This window comes from Rheinheimera sp., assembly GCF_037442525.1.
GTDB lineage: Bacteria > Pseudomonadota > Gammaproteobacteria > Enterobacterales > Alteromonadaceae > Pararheinheimera.
Window position 1 is genome coordinate 121,794 of sequence record NZ_JBBIQD010000007.1, and the last position, 15,722, is coordinate 137,515.

General features: G+C 53.7%; 15 protein-coding genes. 4 read left to right on the forward strand and 11 right to left on the reverse strand.

The window, feature by feature from the left end:
* Positions 1 to 98: 98 nt before the first annotated feature.
* Complete coding sequence (locus WKJ03_RS12035) at positions 99 to 1,784, reverse strand: bifunctional metallophosphatase/5'-nucleotidase (protein WP_337842457.1); 1,686 nt, start codon at positions 1,782 to 1,784, stop codon at positions 99 to 101.
* Between the two features lie 210 nt (positions 1,785 to 1,994).
* Between WKJ03_RS12035 and WKJ03_RS12040 the strand changes: the two genes are divergently transcribed.
* Positions 1,995 to 2,276 carry a type II toxin-antitoxin system Phd/YefM family antitoxin gene (locus WKJ03_RS12040; protein ID WP_337842458.1) on the forward strand — a complete coding sequence of 94 codons (282 nt, stop codon included), beginning with the start codon at positions 1,995 to 1,997 and terminating at the stop codon, positions 2,274 to 2,276.
* Positions 2,273 to 2,416, forward strand: a complete 144-nt coding sequence (locus WKJ03_RS12045) for a type II toxin-antitoxin system RelE/ParE family toxin (RefSeq protein WP_337842459.1) — start codon at positions 2,273 to 2,275, stop codon at positions 2,414 to 2,416. The genes WKJ03_RS12040 and WKJ03_RS12045 overlap by 4 nt, the downstream gene beginning before the upstream one ends.
* Before the next feature lie 301 nt (positions 2,417 to 2,717).
* On the opposite strand, the gene WKJ03_RS12050 is transcribed toward WKJ03_RS12045, so the two are convergent.
* The 10 genes from WKJ03_RS12050 to WKJ03_RS12095 form a co-directional block, all read right to left on the reverse strand.
* Positions 2,718 to 3,176 (reverse strand): DUF86 domain-containing protein, encoded by a 459-nt coding sequence (locus tag WKJ03_RS12050; RefSeq protein WP_337842460.1) that lies wholly within the window; start codon positions 3,174 to 3,176, stop codon positions 2,718 to 2,720.
* Positions 3,166 to 3,561 carry a nucleotidyltransferase domain-containing protein gene (locus tag WKJ03_RS12055; protein WP_337842461.1) on the reverse strand — a complete coding sequence of 132 codons (396 nt, stop codon included), beginning with the start codon at positions 3,559 to 3,561 and terminating at the stop codon, positions 3,166 to 3,168. The genes WKJ03_RS12050 and WKJ03_RS12055 overlap by 11 nt, the downstream gene beginning before the upstream one ends.
* A gap of 423 nt (positions 3,562 to 3,984) precedes the next feature.
* Positions 3,985 to 4,302, reverse strand: coding sequence for a CcdB family protein (locus WKJ03_RS12060; protein ID WP_337842462.1), 318 nt, complete (start codon positions 4,300 to 4,302; stop codon positions 3,985 to 3,987).
* Positions 4,302 to 4,547 carry a type II toxin-antitoxin system CcdA family antitoxin gene (locus WKJ03_RS12065; RefSeq protein ID WP_337842463.1) on the reverse strand — a complete coding sequence of 82 codons (246 nt, stop codon included), beginning with the start codon at positions 4,545 to 4,547 and terminating at the stop codon, positions 4,302 to 4,304. The genes WKJ03_RS12060 and WKJ03_RS12065 overlap by 1 nt, the downstream gene beginning before the upstream one ends.
* Before the next feature lie 133 nt (positions 4,548 to 4,680).
* Positions 4,681 to 7,806 carry a CusA/CzcA family heavy metal efflux RND transporter gene (locus WKJ03_RS12070; protein ID WP_337842464.1) on the reverse strand — a complete coding sequence of 1,042 codons (3,126 nt, stop codon included), beginning with the start codon at positions 7,804 to 7,806 and terminating at the stop codon, positions 4,681 to 4,683.
* Between the two features lie 9 nt (positions 7,807 to 7,815).
* Complete coding sequence (locus tag WKJ03_RS12075; RefSeq protein ID WP_337842465.1) at positions 7,816 to 8,793, reverse strand: HlyD family efflux transporter periplasmic adaptor subunit; 978 nt, start codon at positions 8,791 to 8,793, stop codon at positions 7,816 to 7,818.
* Positions 8,783 to 10,111, reverse strand: a complete 1,329-nt coding sequence (locus WKJ03_RS12080; RefSeq protein ID WP_337842466.1) for a TolC family protein — start codon at positions 10,109 to 10,111, stop codon at positions 8,783 to 8,785. Before WKJ03_RS12080 ends, WKJ03_RS12075 begins: the two co-directional genes overlap by 11 nt.
* A gap of 46 nt (positions 10,112 to 10,157) precedes the next feature.
* Positions 10,158 to 10,490: a hypothetical protein gene (locus WKJ03_RS12085; RefSeq protein WP_337842467.1), complete on the reverse strand. Its 333-nt coding sequence runs from the start codon at positions 10,488 to 10,490 to the stop codon at positions 10,158 to 10,160.
* Between the two features lie 156 nt (positions 10,491 to 10,646).
* The gene (locus WKJ03_RS12090) at positions 10,647 to 12,608 is read right to left on the reverse strand and encodes an RNA-binding domain-containing protein (protein WP_337842468.1); all 1,962 of its coding nucleotides are present in this window, start codon (positions 12,606 to 12,608) and stop codon (positions 10,647 to 10,649) included.
* Between the two features lie 46 nt (positions 12,609 to 12,654).
* Positions 12,655 to 14,232, reverse strand: coding sequence for a sodium/solute symporter (locus tag WKJ03_RS12095; protein ID WP_337842469.1), 1,578 nt, complete (start codon positions 14,230 to 14,232; stop codon positions 12,655 to 12,657).
* A gap of 223 nt (positions 14,233 to 14,455) precedes the next feature.
* Here WKJ03_RS12095 and WKJ03_RS12100 point away from each other — a divergent pair, with 223 nt between their 5' ends.
* Together WKJ03_RS12100 and WKJ03_RS12105 are read left to right on the forward strand one after the other, a co-directional pair.
* Positions 14,456 to 14,935, forward strand: a complete 480-nt coding sequence (locus WKJ03_RS12100) for a DUF2059 domain-containing protein (protein ID WP_337842470.1) — start codon at positions 14,456 to 14,458, stop codon at positions 14,933 to 14,935.
* 119 nt (positions 14,936 to 15,054) lie between these two features.
* Positions 15,055 to 15,702, forward strand: coding sequence for a DoxX family protein (locus WKJ03_RS12105; protein WP_337842471.1), 648 nt, complete (start codon positions 15,055 to 15,057; stop codon positions 15,700 to 15,702).
* The last annotated feature ends 20 nt before the right edge of the window (positions 15,703 to 15,722 follow it).

Below are 15,722 nucleotides of genomic sequence, written 5' to 3' on the forward strand. Positions count from 1 at the left end.
CTTGTTATCAGCTAGTGGCTTACCATAAGGCGAATTACCCGTTCAGGCAATCGCCTGGGGTCAGGTCTGACCCCAGGCGAGTCGCGGGCAAGGCGGGGTTAGTTTACTTTCTGCACCCGGTCAAAAGCCGCAGGTTGAATGCCTGGGTGGGCCACCAGATACTGCTCCAGCACCTCCAGGTCCAGCCCGCCGGTCAGCGGCTCTGTCGCTTCGGTAAATACCGAAAAGCCATCGGCACCTGAAGCAATAAAGTTATTAATAGTGACGCGGTAGCTCTGTGCCATCTGCAGTGGCTGGCCGTTCAGCTGCATGCTGCCAGGCACCACTTTTTGGCCCAGCGGATTACGGTCATCCCACTGATAGCTGAAGCCCTGCGACACCTGCAACATTTCGTATTCCTGGCCGTCCGGGCGGAACTGCTGCTCCAGAATACGGCGCAGCTGGTCGCCGGTCAGGCTGACGGTGATCAGGTTATTGGAAAAGGGCTGCACCGCATAAATATCGCCAAAGCTGATTTGACCATTCGGGCCCGGTTGCAACGCGGCGCGCACACCGCCCCCATTCATCAGGGCCATGACCGCAGCCCCTTTGTCTGCCGCTGTGGTAGCCGCCAGGTGCGCGTCGGCCAGCAACTGGCCTATGGCCGAAGCACCGGACTCATCCGGATCCCGGCTAAACTCAGCGCCAATAGTGCTGACCACGCGGTTGGCCAGTGGCGCACTTAAGGCTTCATACCGGGCGATTAGCGCGGTTTGCTTAGGTTCAGCTTTAAACTGACTGTGGCGCACTACCAGATTATTGGCTTTGGCACTCACCACATCGCGGCTCTGGCGGCTCAGTTGCAGGTCAATTTCAGTAACTAAAGTGCCGTATCTGTGACCACTGGTGACTAAACGGCCGTCAATTTCACAGGTATAAGCTTCGTGGGTGTGGCCGCTGACAATGAGGTCCACAGCTTTATCCAGCTGTTTCACAATCTGCACTATAGGGCCGGAAATACCCGGGCATTCGTTAATGCTGCCCACCGGCGTGCCGCCTTCATGGATCAGCACCACTATGGCTTCTACCCCTTTGGCTTTCAGCTCTGGCACCAGCGCATTCACAGTGTCAGCTTCGTCGGCAAAGGTTAAACCGGCCACGCCACCGGCTGACACCAGCTTACTGGTGCCCTCCAGCGTCAGGCCAATAAAAGCCACAGGCACACCGTCAAAGTCTTTGATTTGGTAGGCAGGTAACACGGTTTTGCCGCTATCTGCATACTTGGTGCTGGCAGCCAGATACTGAAAGTTGGCGCCTGTAAATGAATGGCCCGGCGTACAGCCCTGCACCGGGTGACAGCCGCCCTTTTGTTTACGCAGCAGCTCGGCCAGACCATGGTCAAACTCATGGTTGCCCACCGCAGCCAGATCCAGCCCCATCAGGTTCAATGATTCAATGGTTGGCTCGTCATGAAACAGCGCCGATAGCAGCGGCGAGGCGCCAATTAAGTCACCCGCCGCCACAAACACATGGTTTGGGTTTTTACTTTTCAGCTCTGCCACTGCCGTGTGAATATATTCCACGCCACCGGCCTGCACTTCTACCGCCAGCTCCGGCTGGGCCGGGTCTTCGCCTTTTACCTTCACCCCTTTGCCCGGCGTTTTTAAATTGCCGTGCAGGTCGTTAATGGCCAGCACTTTGACCGACACAGAATCAGACAGCGGCGCCTGGCTGGCACAGCTGCTCAGCACCAGGGCAGAAAGAATGGCGCAGCACACAGCTGCAGGGCGAAATACAGAAGTCATTGGCACTCCAAAGGGGGACGCAAAAATAAGTGGCGATAGTAACACAGCAAAAATGACAGTCTGCCTGTTCTGCGCTGGTCCGGCTCACAAAGCCGACGTTTTGATACCGAATTCGACGTCTACCGGTTTGCCTGTCTGGTCGAATGAATTGCTAGGCTCCATTTACGAGACTACAATCAATACAACATTTAGTACCAAATAAGGGCTGACATGACCCGTTTACGTCTCGATCAGGATATACACCCCTTGTCTGAGTTTAGAGCCGGTGCTGCGGCTTTTATTCGTCAGATTAATGAAACCCGTCGTCCATTGGTGATCACTCAACACGGCAAAGGTGTGGCTGTGGTACTGGACGTTGTGGAGTACGAAGCGATGCGCGAAAAAATAGAGCTTCTGGAAGAAATCCGTACCGCAGAAACTCAACTCGCCGCCGGACTTGGCGTCTCGAATGACGAAGCCCGGGCACAGCTGTTAAGCCAACTGCGCAAATGAAGGTGGTTTGGTCGCCGCTTGCACTGGCAAAGTTGAGCGAAATTGCAGCTTATATTGCTCAGGATAAAGCAACTGCGGCCGAGAGCTGGGTCAACGAATTATTTGATAAAGCAGCCTTGTTCCCTTTGTGCTCTGCATAACAAACTCAATGATTTGAAGATTGAACTCACTGAAGATAAGGATGGTAAGCCTGCACTCCGCCTTTTTCGACCGCCAGCCTGATTTAGAGCATATCCTTCAACAAATTGCGCAAGCAAGTAGCTGGTGACTGCGTAGTAAGCGATATAAAAGTGAACGCGGGAGGCGTGAACGGGCGAACGCAGTAGTCTCCGGCTGCTGGCTTGGTTGCCTCGGAGCCGAGGCGTAGACAGATAAAGGCGCAGCAAGCTACGCCGCTACACTTTTAATCCGCGACACATGGCTGGCGGCTAACAGCATTCTTCAGCTTTGCGGCGGTGGGATTGCTTCGCCGCTCGCGGTGAGCAGAGTGCTGCTGTAGACACGAAAGTCGTCCAGCCGGTGCAGGATCACCATTTCGACTATTGGCAACTGGATGCGTTGATACTCGTGCACGGCAATATTTCTGAAGCCCACCATTTTCTTCAGGTTGGTCGCTAAGTCTGCCGAAATCAGGCTGGCTGCCGCCAATAAGGTGAACACATCGCGCGAACTTTGCGGCACCCCCAGTTTATGCAGGCGGATCAGGTGCTGCCCCATATCTAATGCGGCTTCACAAGCGCGTTGAATATTCAGAATAGCGGCATCCTGACGGGTAAAATCGCTGGCAAAAGTGGCAGGGGCTTTGTCATATTCCTCGCGGGCACGCTGAATACAGCGCTCAATAGTGGCCGCTTTATTAATTAAAACATCATCAGGCAACGGGCCTTGGTTAACGGCCATACACAAACCCACCTTGTTGAATGTCGGCCAGCAAACCCGCTCGGGCTTCGTTAAGCGCCGTCATGTCAGACAGCAGGCCGGCTTCATAACTGTCAATGCTGCTGTCCAGTGCAAACAGGCGCTCACCTTTGGTCAGGATCTGGTACTGCATCACGGTGGATGCGGCGCGAAAATCCAGTAAATCGACTTCGCAATTCACCAACTCTGCCACATCACTGCTGATATCCCATAACTCAATCGAGTCGGCGTAACCGGCCACTAACACAGCCAGGTCTAAATCACTGTGCTGATCCGCAGTGCCTGCCACCTGGCTACCAAAGGCATACACAGCCAGCAGTGTCGGTAAGCGGCTTTGCAACAGTTGCACCACCAAAGGGAAGTTCACAACAGACTCCAATGCAGTCGATTCAGGGTACACCATAGTAACCACGGATCCCTGCCACGACAAATAAAGTCTGCAGTGGATAGGCCGCCTGCACCACCAACTCATGGATCTAAGTGGCTAGTTTTGCACTACGTCACCCTAGAATTACCTGAAGCAGATGCAGCTTGCCACCATTCCCCTCAAGCAAGTAGCGGGTGACTGCGTAGTGAGCGATATAAAAGTGAGCGCGCCAGAAGCGAACGGGCGAACGCCCTAGTCTCCGGCTGCTGGCTTAGCTGCTGCAGGATCCGACGTTGAACTCTTTTACAATGAGGCGTTGTGCTGAAACGGAACATCTCGGGCGGGGTAAACCGCGATCCTACCATCCGGAATAAGGGCACAACGCAAAAGGCGCAGCAAGCTACGCCACTACAACCGAGCACTTTAGATGCCTGAGACAACAAAATCCAAAGCGGCCATTATTTCTGTGCGATAGGCGGATAAATCACCAGCCTTAGCGCCCAGCTGTTTGCGGTCTATACCTGCCATTTGCTGGGTCAGCAGCGTAAAAGGCTGGCCATCAATCAGCAGGCTGGGGTTAAGCCGGGTCAGGCCAATGGCGGTGCCAAGTTTGGCTGGGGTCAGCGGGATCACCACTCTGGTTCGCAACTCACTGAGCAAGTCACTTTGGATATCCAGCAAATAAGGGTACTGGCTGCAGCTGGCAGGATTGGGGTTGTGATAAGCGTAAAATTGGCTCATCAGAAGGTCCTGACGCTGTCGCCAAAGGTGCCGTTGTCTTCGACAAACTCGTTGTAAGCCTCAATAGCTGCAGCGTTTTCGCTTAACCATTGTTCGCGCTGGGCACTGCGCAGTTGCTCCACCAACGCCTGCTCCAGTGTGGCCGAAAGGTTGATCTTCAGACTTTTGGCTTTTTCGAGTAAATCACTGTTAATACTGACATTAGTCGGCTTTTTTGACGCCTGAGTGTTGTAGATAGAATTCATCGCAGCAGCCCCACAGCAATAATGCGTATAGTTTATGCGCATATCAGCCATTGAGCAATGCAGCAGGCGCCACCTTAAAACCCTATAAAAAAGGGCAGGGTAAACCCCGCCCCTGCCCCCAATTTAACTACAGCTAAACCTCAGCCGAGCGCTTGCTAAACAACCTGTATAAAGCCGGAAGTACCAGCAGCGTTAACAAGGTCGAACTGAGGATGCCGCCAATGACTACCGTGGCCAAAGGTCGCTGAATTTCAGCGCCAGTGCCGGTATTAAAGGCCATAGGCACAAAACCTAAACCCGCCACCAAGGCTGTCATTAACACTGGCCGCAAGCGGCTGCCCGCGCCTTGCAAAATGGCGGCAAGCACTGCACCGCCTTGTTGCTGCAACTGCCGGATGGCGCTGACCAGTACGATGCCGTTCAGCACTGCTATACCCGACAGGGCGATAAAACCCACAGCAGCAGAAATCGACAGTGGCATATCACGCAGCGCCAAAGCCCAGACGCCGCCGGTAAGCGCCATTGGCACTGCGCTAAACACCAGCAGGCTATCGCGCCAGCTGTTTAAGGCGCTGTACAGCAACAGCAGGATCAGCGCCAGCGTCAGCGGCACCACCATACTTAAACGCTCGGAGGCCGATTGCAGTTGCTCGAAAGTACCGCCGTAACCCAGCCAATAACCAACAGGCAATGGCATCACGGCCAGCTGTTGCTGCACCTCCGCCACCACAGTGCCTAAATCGCGGCCTTCAATATTGGCGGTCACCAGCATATGGCGTTTGCCACTTTCGCGGTTGATCTGATTTGGCCCTTCGGTTTCGCGGATATGCGCCACTTCCCCCAGCGGTACATACCGCAGCTCGCTGCTGTCTTGTGCCGGTAAGGTGACAGGAATACGGGCTAAACTGGCCGGGTCCTGCCGCATTGCTTCCGGCAGGCGCAGCATCAACTTAAAGCTTTTATCACCTTCGTAAATCAGCCCCAGCTGTTGGCCACCAATGGCGGTTTGAACCAGTTGCTGTACGCCTGCCACGTCCATATTCACCAGCGCCAGGTGGTCTGTTTCCGGTTCAATCGACAACATAGGCAAACCCGTGGCTTGTTCCATCCGGGCGTCCACTATGCCGTTCACCTTGCCCAGCGCAGCTGCGACCTGCTGGCCCAGCTGTGCCAGTTGGTCCAAATCGTCGCCATACACCCGCACCGCTAAATCAGTACGGACCCCGGCAATCAGCTCGTTAAACCGCATTTGGATCGGCTGGGTAAACTCGTAGTTATTGCCCGGCACCGCCTGCACCACAGCGCGCAGTTGCTGCTCAAAACCAGCTTTGCTTTGGCTTGGGTCTGGCCACTGCTCTTGGGGTTTTAAAATCACAAAGGTGTCGGCGACATTAGGTGGCATGGGGTCATTCGCCACTTCCGGCGTGCCGATTTTTGAGAATACCCGCTCCACCTGGGGCAAAGCGGCGATAGCCTGCTCCAGCTGCAACTGCATTTGCACCGACTGGCTCAGGCTGGTGCCCGGAATACGCATGGCGTGCAGCGCAATATCGCCTTCATCCAGCTGTGGCAGAAACTCGCTGCCCATCCGGCTGGCCTGCCAGACCGAACCGCTACACAGCAGTACGGCCGCCAGCACAGGCAACAAGGGCCTGTGCAGCGCCAGCTGCAATAGCGGCTGATAACTGCGGCGCAGGCCACGCATCAGGCGGTTTTCCTGCTCCGACACCTTGCCACTAACCAGCAGCGCCACCGCAGCCGGTACAAAGCTAAGTGCCAGCAGCAAAGCGCCCAACAAAGCGGCAATGACCGTAAAGGCCATAGGCTCAAACATCTTGCCTTCCACCCCAGACAGCGCAAACAGCGGCAGGTACACCAGCATAATAATCAGCACACCAAAAGTGGCTGGCGTCATCACCTCACTACTGGCTTGTTTTACCAGCGCCAGCCGCTCTTTTAAATCGAGCGTGCGGCCCAGCCGATGCTGGGCGCTTGCCAGATGGCGTAAACAGTTTTCCACCACAATCACAGCGCCGTCGACAATCAGGCCAAAGTCGATGGCGCCCAGGCTCATCAGGTTACCGCTGACTTTATTGGCCGCCATGCCACTGAAGGCAAACAGCAAGGACAGTGGGATCACCAGCGCGGTGATCAGCGCGGCCCGTAAATTGCCCAAAAACACAAAGAGCACCACTATAACCAGCAGCGCTCCTTCAAACAGGTTGCGCTGCACTGTGGCAATGGTTTTGTCGATCAGGCTTTCGCGGTTGTAGCTGATTTCGGCCACCACGCCCTGCGGCAAGCGCTGGTTCACTTCGGTCAGTTTGGCGGCTACAGCGGCCGACACGGTGCGGCTGTTTTCACCAAGCAGCATCATGACGGTGCCAAGCACCACTTCGCCGCCGTCCTGGGTGGCAGCCCCTGTGCGCAGTTGTTTGCCAATTTGCACTGTGGCCACGTCTTTCACCCGCACAGGGGCATCGTCGCGTTTGCTGATCACCAGTTGCTCAATGGCCGCAATAGACTGCAGCTGGCCGGGGGAGCGGATCAGCCACTGCTCGCCATTGCGTTCAATATAACCGGCACCAATGGTGGCGTTATTGCGCCTGAGCGCCTCGGCCAGGTCGTTGATGGTCAGTTTAAAAGCCAGCAGTTTGACCGGGTCTGGCGCCACCTGGTATTCACGGACAAAACCGCCAATGGTGTTAATTTCGGTCACACCTTTTACCTTCAGCAGTTGGGGCTTAATCAGCCAGTCCTGCAGGGTGCGTAAGTCTTCGGCGCTGTAAGGCTGCCCTTCGGCCGTTCTGGCCTCTGCGCTGGCTTTGACTGTGTAGGAGAAAATTTCGCCAAGCCCCGACACCACGGGGCCAAGTTCAGGTTCAATGCCTTCTGGTAATTCGCCGCGCACCTGCAGCAACCGCTCGGTCACCTGCTGGCGTGCCCAATAAATATCGGTGCCTTCGTCAAACACCACTGTCACCTGCGACAAACCATAACGCGACAACGAACGGCTGTACTGCAGTTTCGGCAAGCCAGCCATGGCGTTTTCCACCAGGTAAGTCACCCGCTGTTCGGCTTCCAGCGGCGAATAACCTTCGGCTTTGCTGTTAATTTGCACCTGCACATTGGTAATGTCGGGTACCGCGTCCATCGGCAGTTTCAGCGCCTGCCAGAAACCAGCGCCCGCCAGCAATAATGTCAGCAGCAGGGTAAAGCCCGGCCTGGCCAACGCCAGCCGTAATACAGACTGAATCATGCTGACCTCCTAGTGCGCGTGACCGGCGCCGGATTTCAGCAAATCGGCTTTGATCAGAAAACTGTTCTGACTGACATAGACCTCACCTGCGCTCAAGCCCGACAGCACCTCAACATACAAATCATCACGCTCACCCAGCTCGACTGGCCTTGGCTCATACTTCTCGCCTTCGCGTACAAAGACGACCGTTTTGCCTTCCATACGCTGCAAGGCCGACAACAACACCCGCACTGAGACCTGACGGCGCGACACTTCGACATCGGCTTTGACATGCATACCGGGCCGCCAGAAACCATCCGGGTTTTGCACTATGGCGCGGGCACGGGCTATATGGCCTTCGGTCATCTGTGGTGCCAGGTAACTCAGCACAGTTTCAGCCTTGCGCTGGCCATGCACATCAGCCACCAGCACGGCATTACCCGGCTTCAGGCCAGCCAAATCGCCGGGGAAAGCTGACAACTCCAGATACACAGAGCTGAAATCACTGAGTTGCAACAGCGCTGCCTCACCAGCCCGCTCACCCGGGTTGGCAAAACGCGCTGTCACTTCAGCCGCCGCTGGCGCCTGCAGGCTGTAGCTTTGCAAGGTCACCCCATGCTGCAGCTTCGCCAGTAACTGGCCTGCCTGCACTTTGTCGCCCACTTTGACCGGCAGCTGCTGCACCAGCCCGGCATAAGGCGCACTGATACGCCATTGTTGCTCCGGGATCACCGCGATGACACCAAATAAATGCGCGAAACGGCGGATTTCCCCAGCTTCGGCACTCTGCACCTCAATGCCGGATTTGGCCGCTACTTCAGTGCTGAGCTCCGTATGTTCAGGCACTTCGTCATGGTCGTGACCTGTTGCCTCACCGTGCTTATGTGGATGCTCATCTTCGTGCTGACTCTGCTCAGTCGCAGACTCAGCTTCAGGGCTATGTTTGGCCAGTACCACAGCTGGCAACAGCAAAGCGGCCAGCACTAACAACATCAATTTATTTTTCATCAGACAACTCCCTGGCCCGTACAGAGGCTAACGGGGCAACGACAGAAACTTCAGCGGAAGCAGAAAAGGCAACAGGACCAGTCTGCGCCAGACCAAAACCAGTCAGGCGCTGCAGTTCAGTCAGTTGCAGGTGAAAGCGGCGTTGTAATTGCAGCAGGCTCAGTTCGCTGTCCAGCAGCTCCTGCTGCGCCGCCAGCAGGTCGGTCATATCGTACACACCGCTTTGATAACCCTGCTGGGTCGCACTCAGTACAACACGGGCCGAAGGCAATAACTGCTGTTCTGTGGCGCGAATTTCGGCCCTGATGCTGTGCAACTGGCGTAACAAACCGAGCAGGCTCAGTTGCAGCTGACGCTGCTCCAACTCTGCCGCCACAGCGGCCTGCTGTGCTGCTGCGCTGGCCGCTTCGAGCTGAGCAGAGCTGCGCTGAGAATTCAGCAGCGGCATACTCAGGCCCAATTGCAAAGAAGGCGAGTTCACTTCGTTGTTATACCGTACCCCAGCCGACCAGCGCAGGCCAGCCACTGCATTGGCACTTTGTAACTGCAGCAGGCTGTCGGCCAGCCGCTGTTTCGTCAAAAACAACGCCAGCTGCGGGCTTTGCAGCAAACGTTGCTGCAGCCGTGCTTCTTCCGGCAACAAAGGCAACAGCGATAAATTACCACTGAGCCGGTCAAAATCCGGCTCCGCATTCCACAGCAGTGCCAGCTGTCGCCGAGCCAGTTCCAGTTCGCCTTGCAGCCTGGCCTGGTCCAGCCCGGTTTGTAGCAAACGCCGTTCTAAGCGTTTCACATCGGCCTGCTGCACTAACGCCTGCGCGGCGCGTTGTTGTGCTGTCAGCAAAGCTTTTTGTTCCAGCTCAAAGCGTTGCGCCAGCCAACTCAGCTGTTGCTGCAGGCTTAGCACCTCAATAAAACGCCCGGTGCTTTGCGCCAAAACATCCAGCTTGTCGGCGGCAAAGCTGGCCTGAGTCAGTTGGTGTTGTTGGTTAGCCTGGGCGCTGCGCAGCTGAGCTTTATCGCCGCGCTCCAGCAACTGGCTGAATACCAGGCTGATTTCCGCGCCTTTGACACCGCTGAGTTCATTGGTGCCCAGCAGGTTTTCTGCCGACAGCTCCAGCTCAGGGTCGGGTTTAAGTAACGCCAGTTGCTGCAAGGCCGCATCCTGACGCAGTTGGTAAGGGTAAGTTTGTAGTTTCGGGCTGTGCTGTACTGTGCGCTGTAACGCCTCAGCCAGCGTTAGCTCGACAGCCGCCAACGGGCCACTACAAAGCAGCACAACCCACAGCCATAGCTGCCGGCCAAATAAAGTTGACATAAAAATGCTCCGTTTAAGTTACTGAAAAATTATAAAAATCAGTAAATTAAACGGTAGGCGGAGGTAATAAAGGCCGGTAACTTAAACCACGGAAAAAAGACGAGATGGATTCAGGACGGGATGCTGGTTGCGCATCCGCAGAAGCTTGCGCCTGATAACTGACAAAACACAGCACATGGGCATGTGGTTCGGCTGCACTGTCGTCGTCATGGCTGTGATCGGTATCAAGCTGATATTGATGCTGGCCCTGCTCCATGGTCAGTACATGGTTATGGTCATCCGGCATATGCAGCACAACGCCATCACAAGCCGCAAAGGCGTGATTGAGCATCAGCAACAAAATCAGGCTTAACAGCCAGCGGGATGAAGGTAGCAACACAAAGACCCAAAGCGTAGTTTGCTGCCAAGTTCACCATAAAGTAGCCAACAGAACAAGCCAGACTGACACTTAAAAGTGTGTTAATCGTTGCAATCTTTGCAGGCTAAACTAGTGATCACTGAAGAAGTCACCACCCAAGAAGCATCAATACAGTGGTTAAACCAAGGAATAGCCCTGTTTTGGCGAATTTGGCTTATCCGGAAAGGCCAGCTCCAAAACTTTTTCATCAACCATGGGCTTCAGGTAATTCTGACGAATACTTTGAGCTTTTCTATCAAGCAGTTGTTCTAGCACAGACACAGCAAGGTACTGCCCGTCACAAAGCTTTCGAATACACTGTCGCAAGTCGTCAGAATTCACGCGCCTGGTCTGCCGGACTGGTGCAGCAACCTCTTCCAACTGGACACGAAATGCAGCACTTAGCTGCTGAAGATCGTCAATAAATGGCTTCGCCAGCAAGTGACTTATCACTCTTCCATTGTTATCTCTTTGAATTTGCGATGGGTTTACTTTATGCGTTAAGTCAGTTGCCAAATGCGTTAAGTCTGCACCTGAATGCGCTAAGTTTTTCATCGAGCTTAACGCATTACTGCTAAATACCTCTTCAGGAGAAACCGGGTTCATACCAGGCAAGCTGTATGATTTATGCCGCTTCTCTCCACTTGGCACTAAAAACCCTTTATCAACTAATTTCGGCAAAGCAAGAGTTACATCCCGTGAATGCTTGGACGTCAGTTGGCACGCACGTTCATGGTTAATCCACCCTTCTACCGCTGCAGTCACAACGATCATGCGTTCAAATTCATTTAACTGACCGAAATCCTTTCCAAACATTAACGTCAACAGGTCCATGATCTCTTGCGGTATCAAGCTCGCAGTCGATAGCTCCAATAACGTTTGCTCATTAGGTTCTGTCTTTTCGTAAAGTTTTGGAGTCCGCCAGTTTGCCCAGCGCCAACCACTATAAATTTTGGGGATCCCAGAACCGGCTCTTTCTCCAGCTCCAATAAGCAAAAACATTTGGTGCATCCGTCTGTTCCGGCAATCACTTTCACCACCTTTGATCGCTTGCTCTGGCGAAATTCGCATCAATCCGGGATTTCTGAAACCAAACATATCTGGCCGCTTAACCACCAGTATGGATGCGCGCCCACTGTAATCGGCATGTACCAAGGTATTGACTAAAGCTTCGCGAATAGCTTCATGAGCTTTGGTATCATCCAAACGCAGGCCGCCCTGGAGTTCAAAAGGCACCTTCAAATCTGCAATCAGTTTGCGGTAAGTTCTGCGATAGAAATCGAATACATTGCCAGACCAAGTGCCATCCGGGCAAAACCTGTCTATCCAGCGAGCTTCAACGTCTGAATCTGTGCGTTCCCGGTAATCTACAAAATAGTTAGGGGCTGCGTCTTGGATAGCTTCCCAAGAGCCAAACATCAGAATGCCCGCAAGAGTTATACCTTCTTTTGCTGATTGCCGGTCTTTACGCCAGCCTCCAATACTTTTGAAAAACTCAAACAACTCCAAATCAAGCCATGGGTGCTGAGGTTTCGCTGCTGCAAGCAGATTTTTGTACGCTTTCAGACTATCAATTTCAATGTCACTGAACGTGAAACCGTCAAGAATCCTATCATCCCGACTGGTTTCGATTTGCTCAGCCAACATTCTGCGTACCTGTTCATCGTCACACCGGCGATCACCGTCATGTAATCGTATAAAGGTTTCTTTCATCGGCTGATTATTAAGATAAACAGGTTTTTGCTCCCTCTTTGCAGACGGAATATGCACTACCAAATATTGTTTATCTTCGAGCTGGTATTGCTGAACACTCTGTTCAGTCAACAAATTAACACTGACTTTCTGCTTATTGTTGGCAATATCAAATAGCTGCCTTTTAACTACATCAATATTGGAAATACCAGCAAGCTCAAACCGTCCTGATTTCTCTTTTATGCCCAGAACAATATAGCCACCACGGGAATTTGCCATCGCACTGTAAGTTGGCCAAAAATCATCCGGAAGTTTCCCTTTTCCATCTTGCCCATGAGCCAATTTAAACTCCAGCTCTGCAGACTCGGCTAAATCCGTCAAATCATCCACATTGTTAATCTGAAGCAACTGTCACTCCTGAAACCTATGAAATACCACCTATCATTTCATTCAATCACCAGAACTGCCAGTACAGATACACCAGCAACACCGTCACCAGAGCACTGCCGTGCAGGTAAAACCGGCTGGGGGTCATGTCCAGACTGACTGCCTGAGCTTGTGGCAGTTCAGCTTTCGCCGGCTGGCGCAACAGCCACATGACGGCACAACACAACAGGAAGATATACCCAACCCTGTCCATAAAGGGCACTTCAGGCCACAGCAGTTTCATTGCCAGTGAGCCAAAGCAAGACAACAACGCTGCCGCCAAAGCGCCATTGCCAGAGGCGCCTTTCCAGAAAATACCCAAAATAAAGATGGCGCAGATACCCGGAGTAAAGAAGCCGGTAAATTCCTGAATGTACTGAAACGCCTGTGGGAAATTGCCCAGCAGTGGCTTGGCCACCAGCACCGCAACCAGCAGCGCAACCCCACTGACCAGACGACCCACGCCAACCAGCTGCGGTTCGGTTTTGCTGGTTTTGCTCAGCGGCTTGTATAAATCGAGGGTAAAAATGGTGGCGATGGAATTCATCATGGACGCCAGCGATGACACTATGGCGGCAATCAACGCAGCGAAAATCAGGCCACGGATACCGTCCGGCACCAGCGCCAGTAAGGTTGGGTAAGCAGCGTCAGCTTTGTCCACCGCAATACCACTGGCCGGGTCCTGGCTCAGCACATAAGCAGCAATACCCGGCAACACAATAATGACCGGCATCAGCATTTTCAGAAAAGCGGCAAACAAAATGCCTTTTTGCGCTTCGGCAAAACTTTTGGCGGCCAGCGCACGCTGAATAATATATTGGTTAAAACCCCAATAACTCAGGTTCATCATCCACATACCGCCCAGAATCACCGCCAGACCCGGCAGGTTGACGTACTCCGGGTGCTCTTTCGCCAGGATCATGTCGAACTTCTCCGGCGCTTTTTGCAACAAGGTGTCAAACCCTGCCAACACACCAGCCCCGCCCGACACCTGGTTCAATGCAATCCAGCTCAGCAGCAAACCACCGCCCACCAGCAGTAAAATCTGAATACCGTCGGTCAGCGCCACGGCCTTTAAGCCACCATACAATGAGTAAGACACCGCTATCAGCGCCAGCCCGACCATACCCCAGACCACGGGCAAACCAGTTAAGGTGGCAATGGCGGTGGCGCCCAGCCAGAGCACAGCGGTTAAATTGACAAAGGTGTACAGCAACAGCCAGAACAGGCTCATCACGTACTTCACTCTTTTGTCGAAACGTTGCTCCAGAAACTGTGGCATGGTGTAAATGCCTTTCCGCAAAAACACCGGCAGGAAAAACCAGCCGACCAGCAGCAGAGTTAAAGCGGCCATCCACTCGTAGGACGCAATGGCCAGGCCGACCACAAAGCCAGAGCCAGACATACCAATAATTTGTTCAGCAGAAATATTGGCCGCAATCAGCGACGCACCAATGGCCCACCAGGGCAAGGTTTGCCCGGCCAGGAAAAAATCTTTACTGTCTTTCTGATGCCCGGCTTTGTCTTTGGAAACAACTATCGCCAGCACCAGAAGCAACACCACGTAGCCGACCACAATGGCCGAATCAAGCGCACTGATCACCATGTTTTACCCTTGTTTTGTTTAATTATTGTTTTACTCACTGCGCACAGGGCTGATGCCGCAGCACCAGCTCCCCCGCACAGAGCATAAAGCGCGACGAGGCCCCTGCCAAGTGAAAGCAGCCTGTTTTGCCAGGCCACAACAAATATGAAATTTTTAAACAATTTTTTGACAATTTGCCCAAAAGCAGACACCCTTTGGGGGCCAATCAGCAAGGAGGCAACCTATGAAATTGAAACTTATGGCCCTGACCGCTTTAGTCTGCTGCAGCTTTTTCAGCCAGGCCGAGCCCGCCAAACGTGAAACCATTGAGCAAGTACTGAAAGCGACAGATGCACCGGCAATGCTGGATTACGCCTATGCTCAGATGGAACAAATGATGCAGGCCAACCAGACCACCCCCAATGACGCGTTAAGCCAGAAACACATGCGCGAAATGCAGCAGTTATTTCGCACTGAGATGTCCTGGTCACAGCTGGAAGAGCCGATTATCGCCATGTATACCCAAGTGTTCAGCGAAGAGGAAATGCAGAGTATTTTGGGCTTTTACCAGTCGCCGGCTGGCCAGAAACTGGTAAAACGCCAGCCTGAGCTGGTGCAGCAGTCGATGCAGATGATGCAAACCCTGATGCAGGGTATGATGCCAAAAATGCAGGCCATGTCGGAAAAACACGCGAAAGAGCGCGCCGCACAAGCCGCTCAGTAATCTCTCGCCGGGGGAGGCCGCCGCCTTCCCTTCTCTGTTTCAACTGCCCCGAAAGTTTTTATGCCTTGAGCAGGTCTGCATAGTGGATAGTTTATCGGCTCTGCACTCTGAGGTGTTTTATGCGCTCTGCCTTGCTTCATTCCGCCTTGTCACAGTACCAGCGTTTTACCACTGCACTCACGTCCTTCAGTGGGGTTCCGGCCTTGTTATTACGTTTGTATCTGGCCCCTGTGCTGATCCAGGCGGGTTGGAATAAATACCAGGCCTTTGACAGCACAGTGGCCTGGTTTGCCAATCCGGATTGGGGGCTGGGTTTGCCTGCGCCTGTGCTGCTGGCAACTCTGGCTATTGCGGCCGAACTGCTGGGTGGCGTTTTGCTGTTGGTCGGGCTCGCCACCCGGCTGGTTTGCCTGCCGTTGATTGCCACTATGCTGACGGCGATTTTTTCAGTGCACTGGCCCAATGGCTGGCTGGCCATTGCCGACAACTCCAGCTGGCTGGCCGATGGTACCTTGTTGCATGACGAGCGAGTGCAGGCGGCGCAGGAAAAACTGGCAGCCGCTAAAGCCATTTTGCAACAACATGCAGACTACGACTGGCTGACCAGCAGCGGCAGCCTGGTCATCCTCAACAACGGCATCGAGTTTGCTGCCACTTACCTGCTGATGCTGCTGTCGTTGTTGTGCACAGGCGGCGGCCGTTACCTGAGTTGTGACTATTGGCTGAAACGGCGATGGTGCCCACAGACAGAAGGTCAGTTTTCGTAAGCTAGAGTCATCACGTCATT

Excerpts from the sequence above, each read along its gene's own strand:
- WKJ03_RS12035 (WP_337842457.1), bottom strand. The coding sequence starts at position 1,784 with ATGACTTCTGTATTTCGCCCTGCAGCTGTGTGCTGCGCCATTCTTTCT.
- WKJ03_RS12040 (WP_337842458.1), top strand. The coding sequence starts at position 1,995 with ATGACCCGTTTACGTCTCGATCAGGATATACACCCCTTGTCTGAGTTT.
- WKJ03_RS12045 (WP_337842459.1), top strand. The coding sequence starts at position 2,273 with ATGAAGGTGGTTTGGTCGCCGCTTGCACTGGCAAAGTTGAGCGAAATT.
- WKJ03_RS12050 (WP_337842460.1), bottom strand. The coding sequence starts at position 3,176 with ATGGCCGTTAACCAAGGCCCGTTGCCTGATGATGTTTTAATTAATAAA.
- WKJ03_RS12060 (WP_337842462.1), bottom strand. The coding sequence starts at position 4,302 with ATGAGCCAATTTTACGCTTATCACAACCCCAATCCTGCCAGCTGCAGC.
- WKJ03_RS12065 (WP_337842463.1), bottom strand. The coding sequence starts at position 4,547 with ATGAATTCTATCTACAACACTCAGGCGTCAAAAAAGCCGACTAATGTC.
- WKJ03_RS12070 (WP_337842464.1), bottom strand. The coding sequence starts at position 7,806 with ATGATTCAGTCTGTATTACGGCTGGCGTTGGCCAGGCCGGGCTTTACC.
- WKJ03_RS12075 (WP_337842465.1), bottom strand. The coding sequence starts at position 8,793 with ATGAAAAATAAATTGATGTTGTTAGTGCTGGCCGCTTTGCTGTTGCCA.
- WKJ03_RS12080 (WP_337842466.1), bottom strand. The coding sequence starts at position 10,111 with ATGTCAACTTTATTTGGCCGGCAGCTATGGCTGTGGGTTGTGCTGCTT.
- WKJ03_RS12095 (WP_337842469.1), bottom strand. The coding sequence starts at position 14,232 with ATGGTGATCAGTGCGCTTGATTCGGCCATTGTGGTCGGCTACGTGGTG.
- WKJ03_RS12100 (WP_337842470.1), top strand. The coding sequence starts at position 14,456 with ATGAAATTGAAACTTATGGCCCTGACCGCTTTAGTCTGCTGCAGCTTT.
- WKJ03_RS12105 (WP_337842471.1), top strand. The coding sequence starts at position 15,055 with ATGCGCTCTGCCTTGCTTCATTCCGCCTTGTCACAGTACCAGCGTTTT.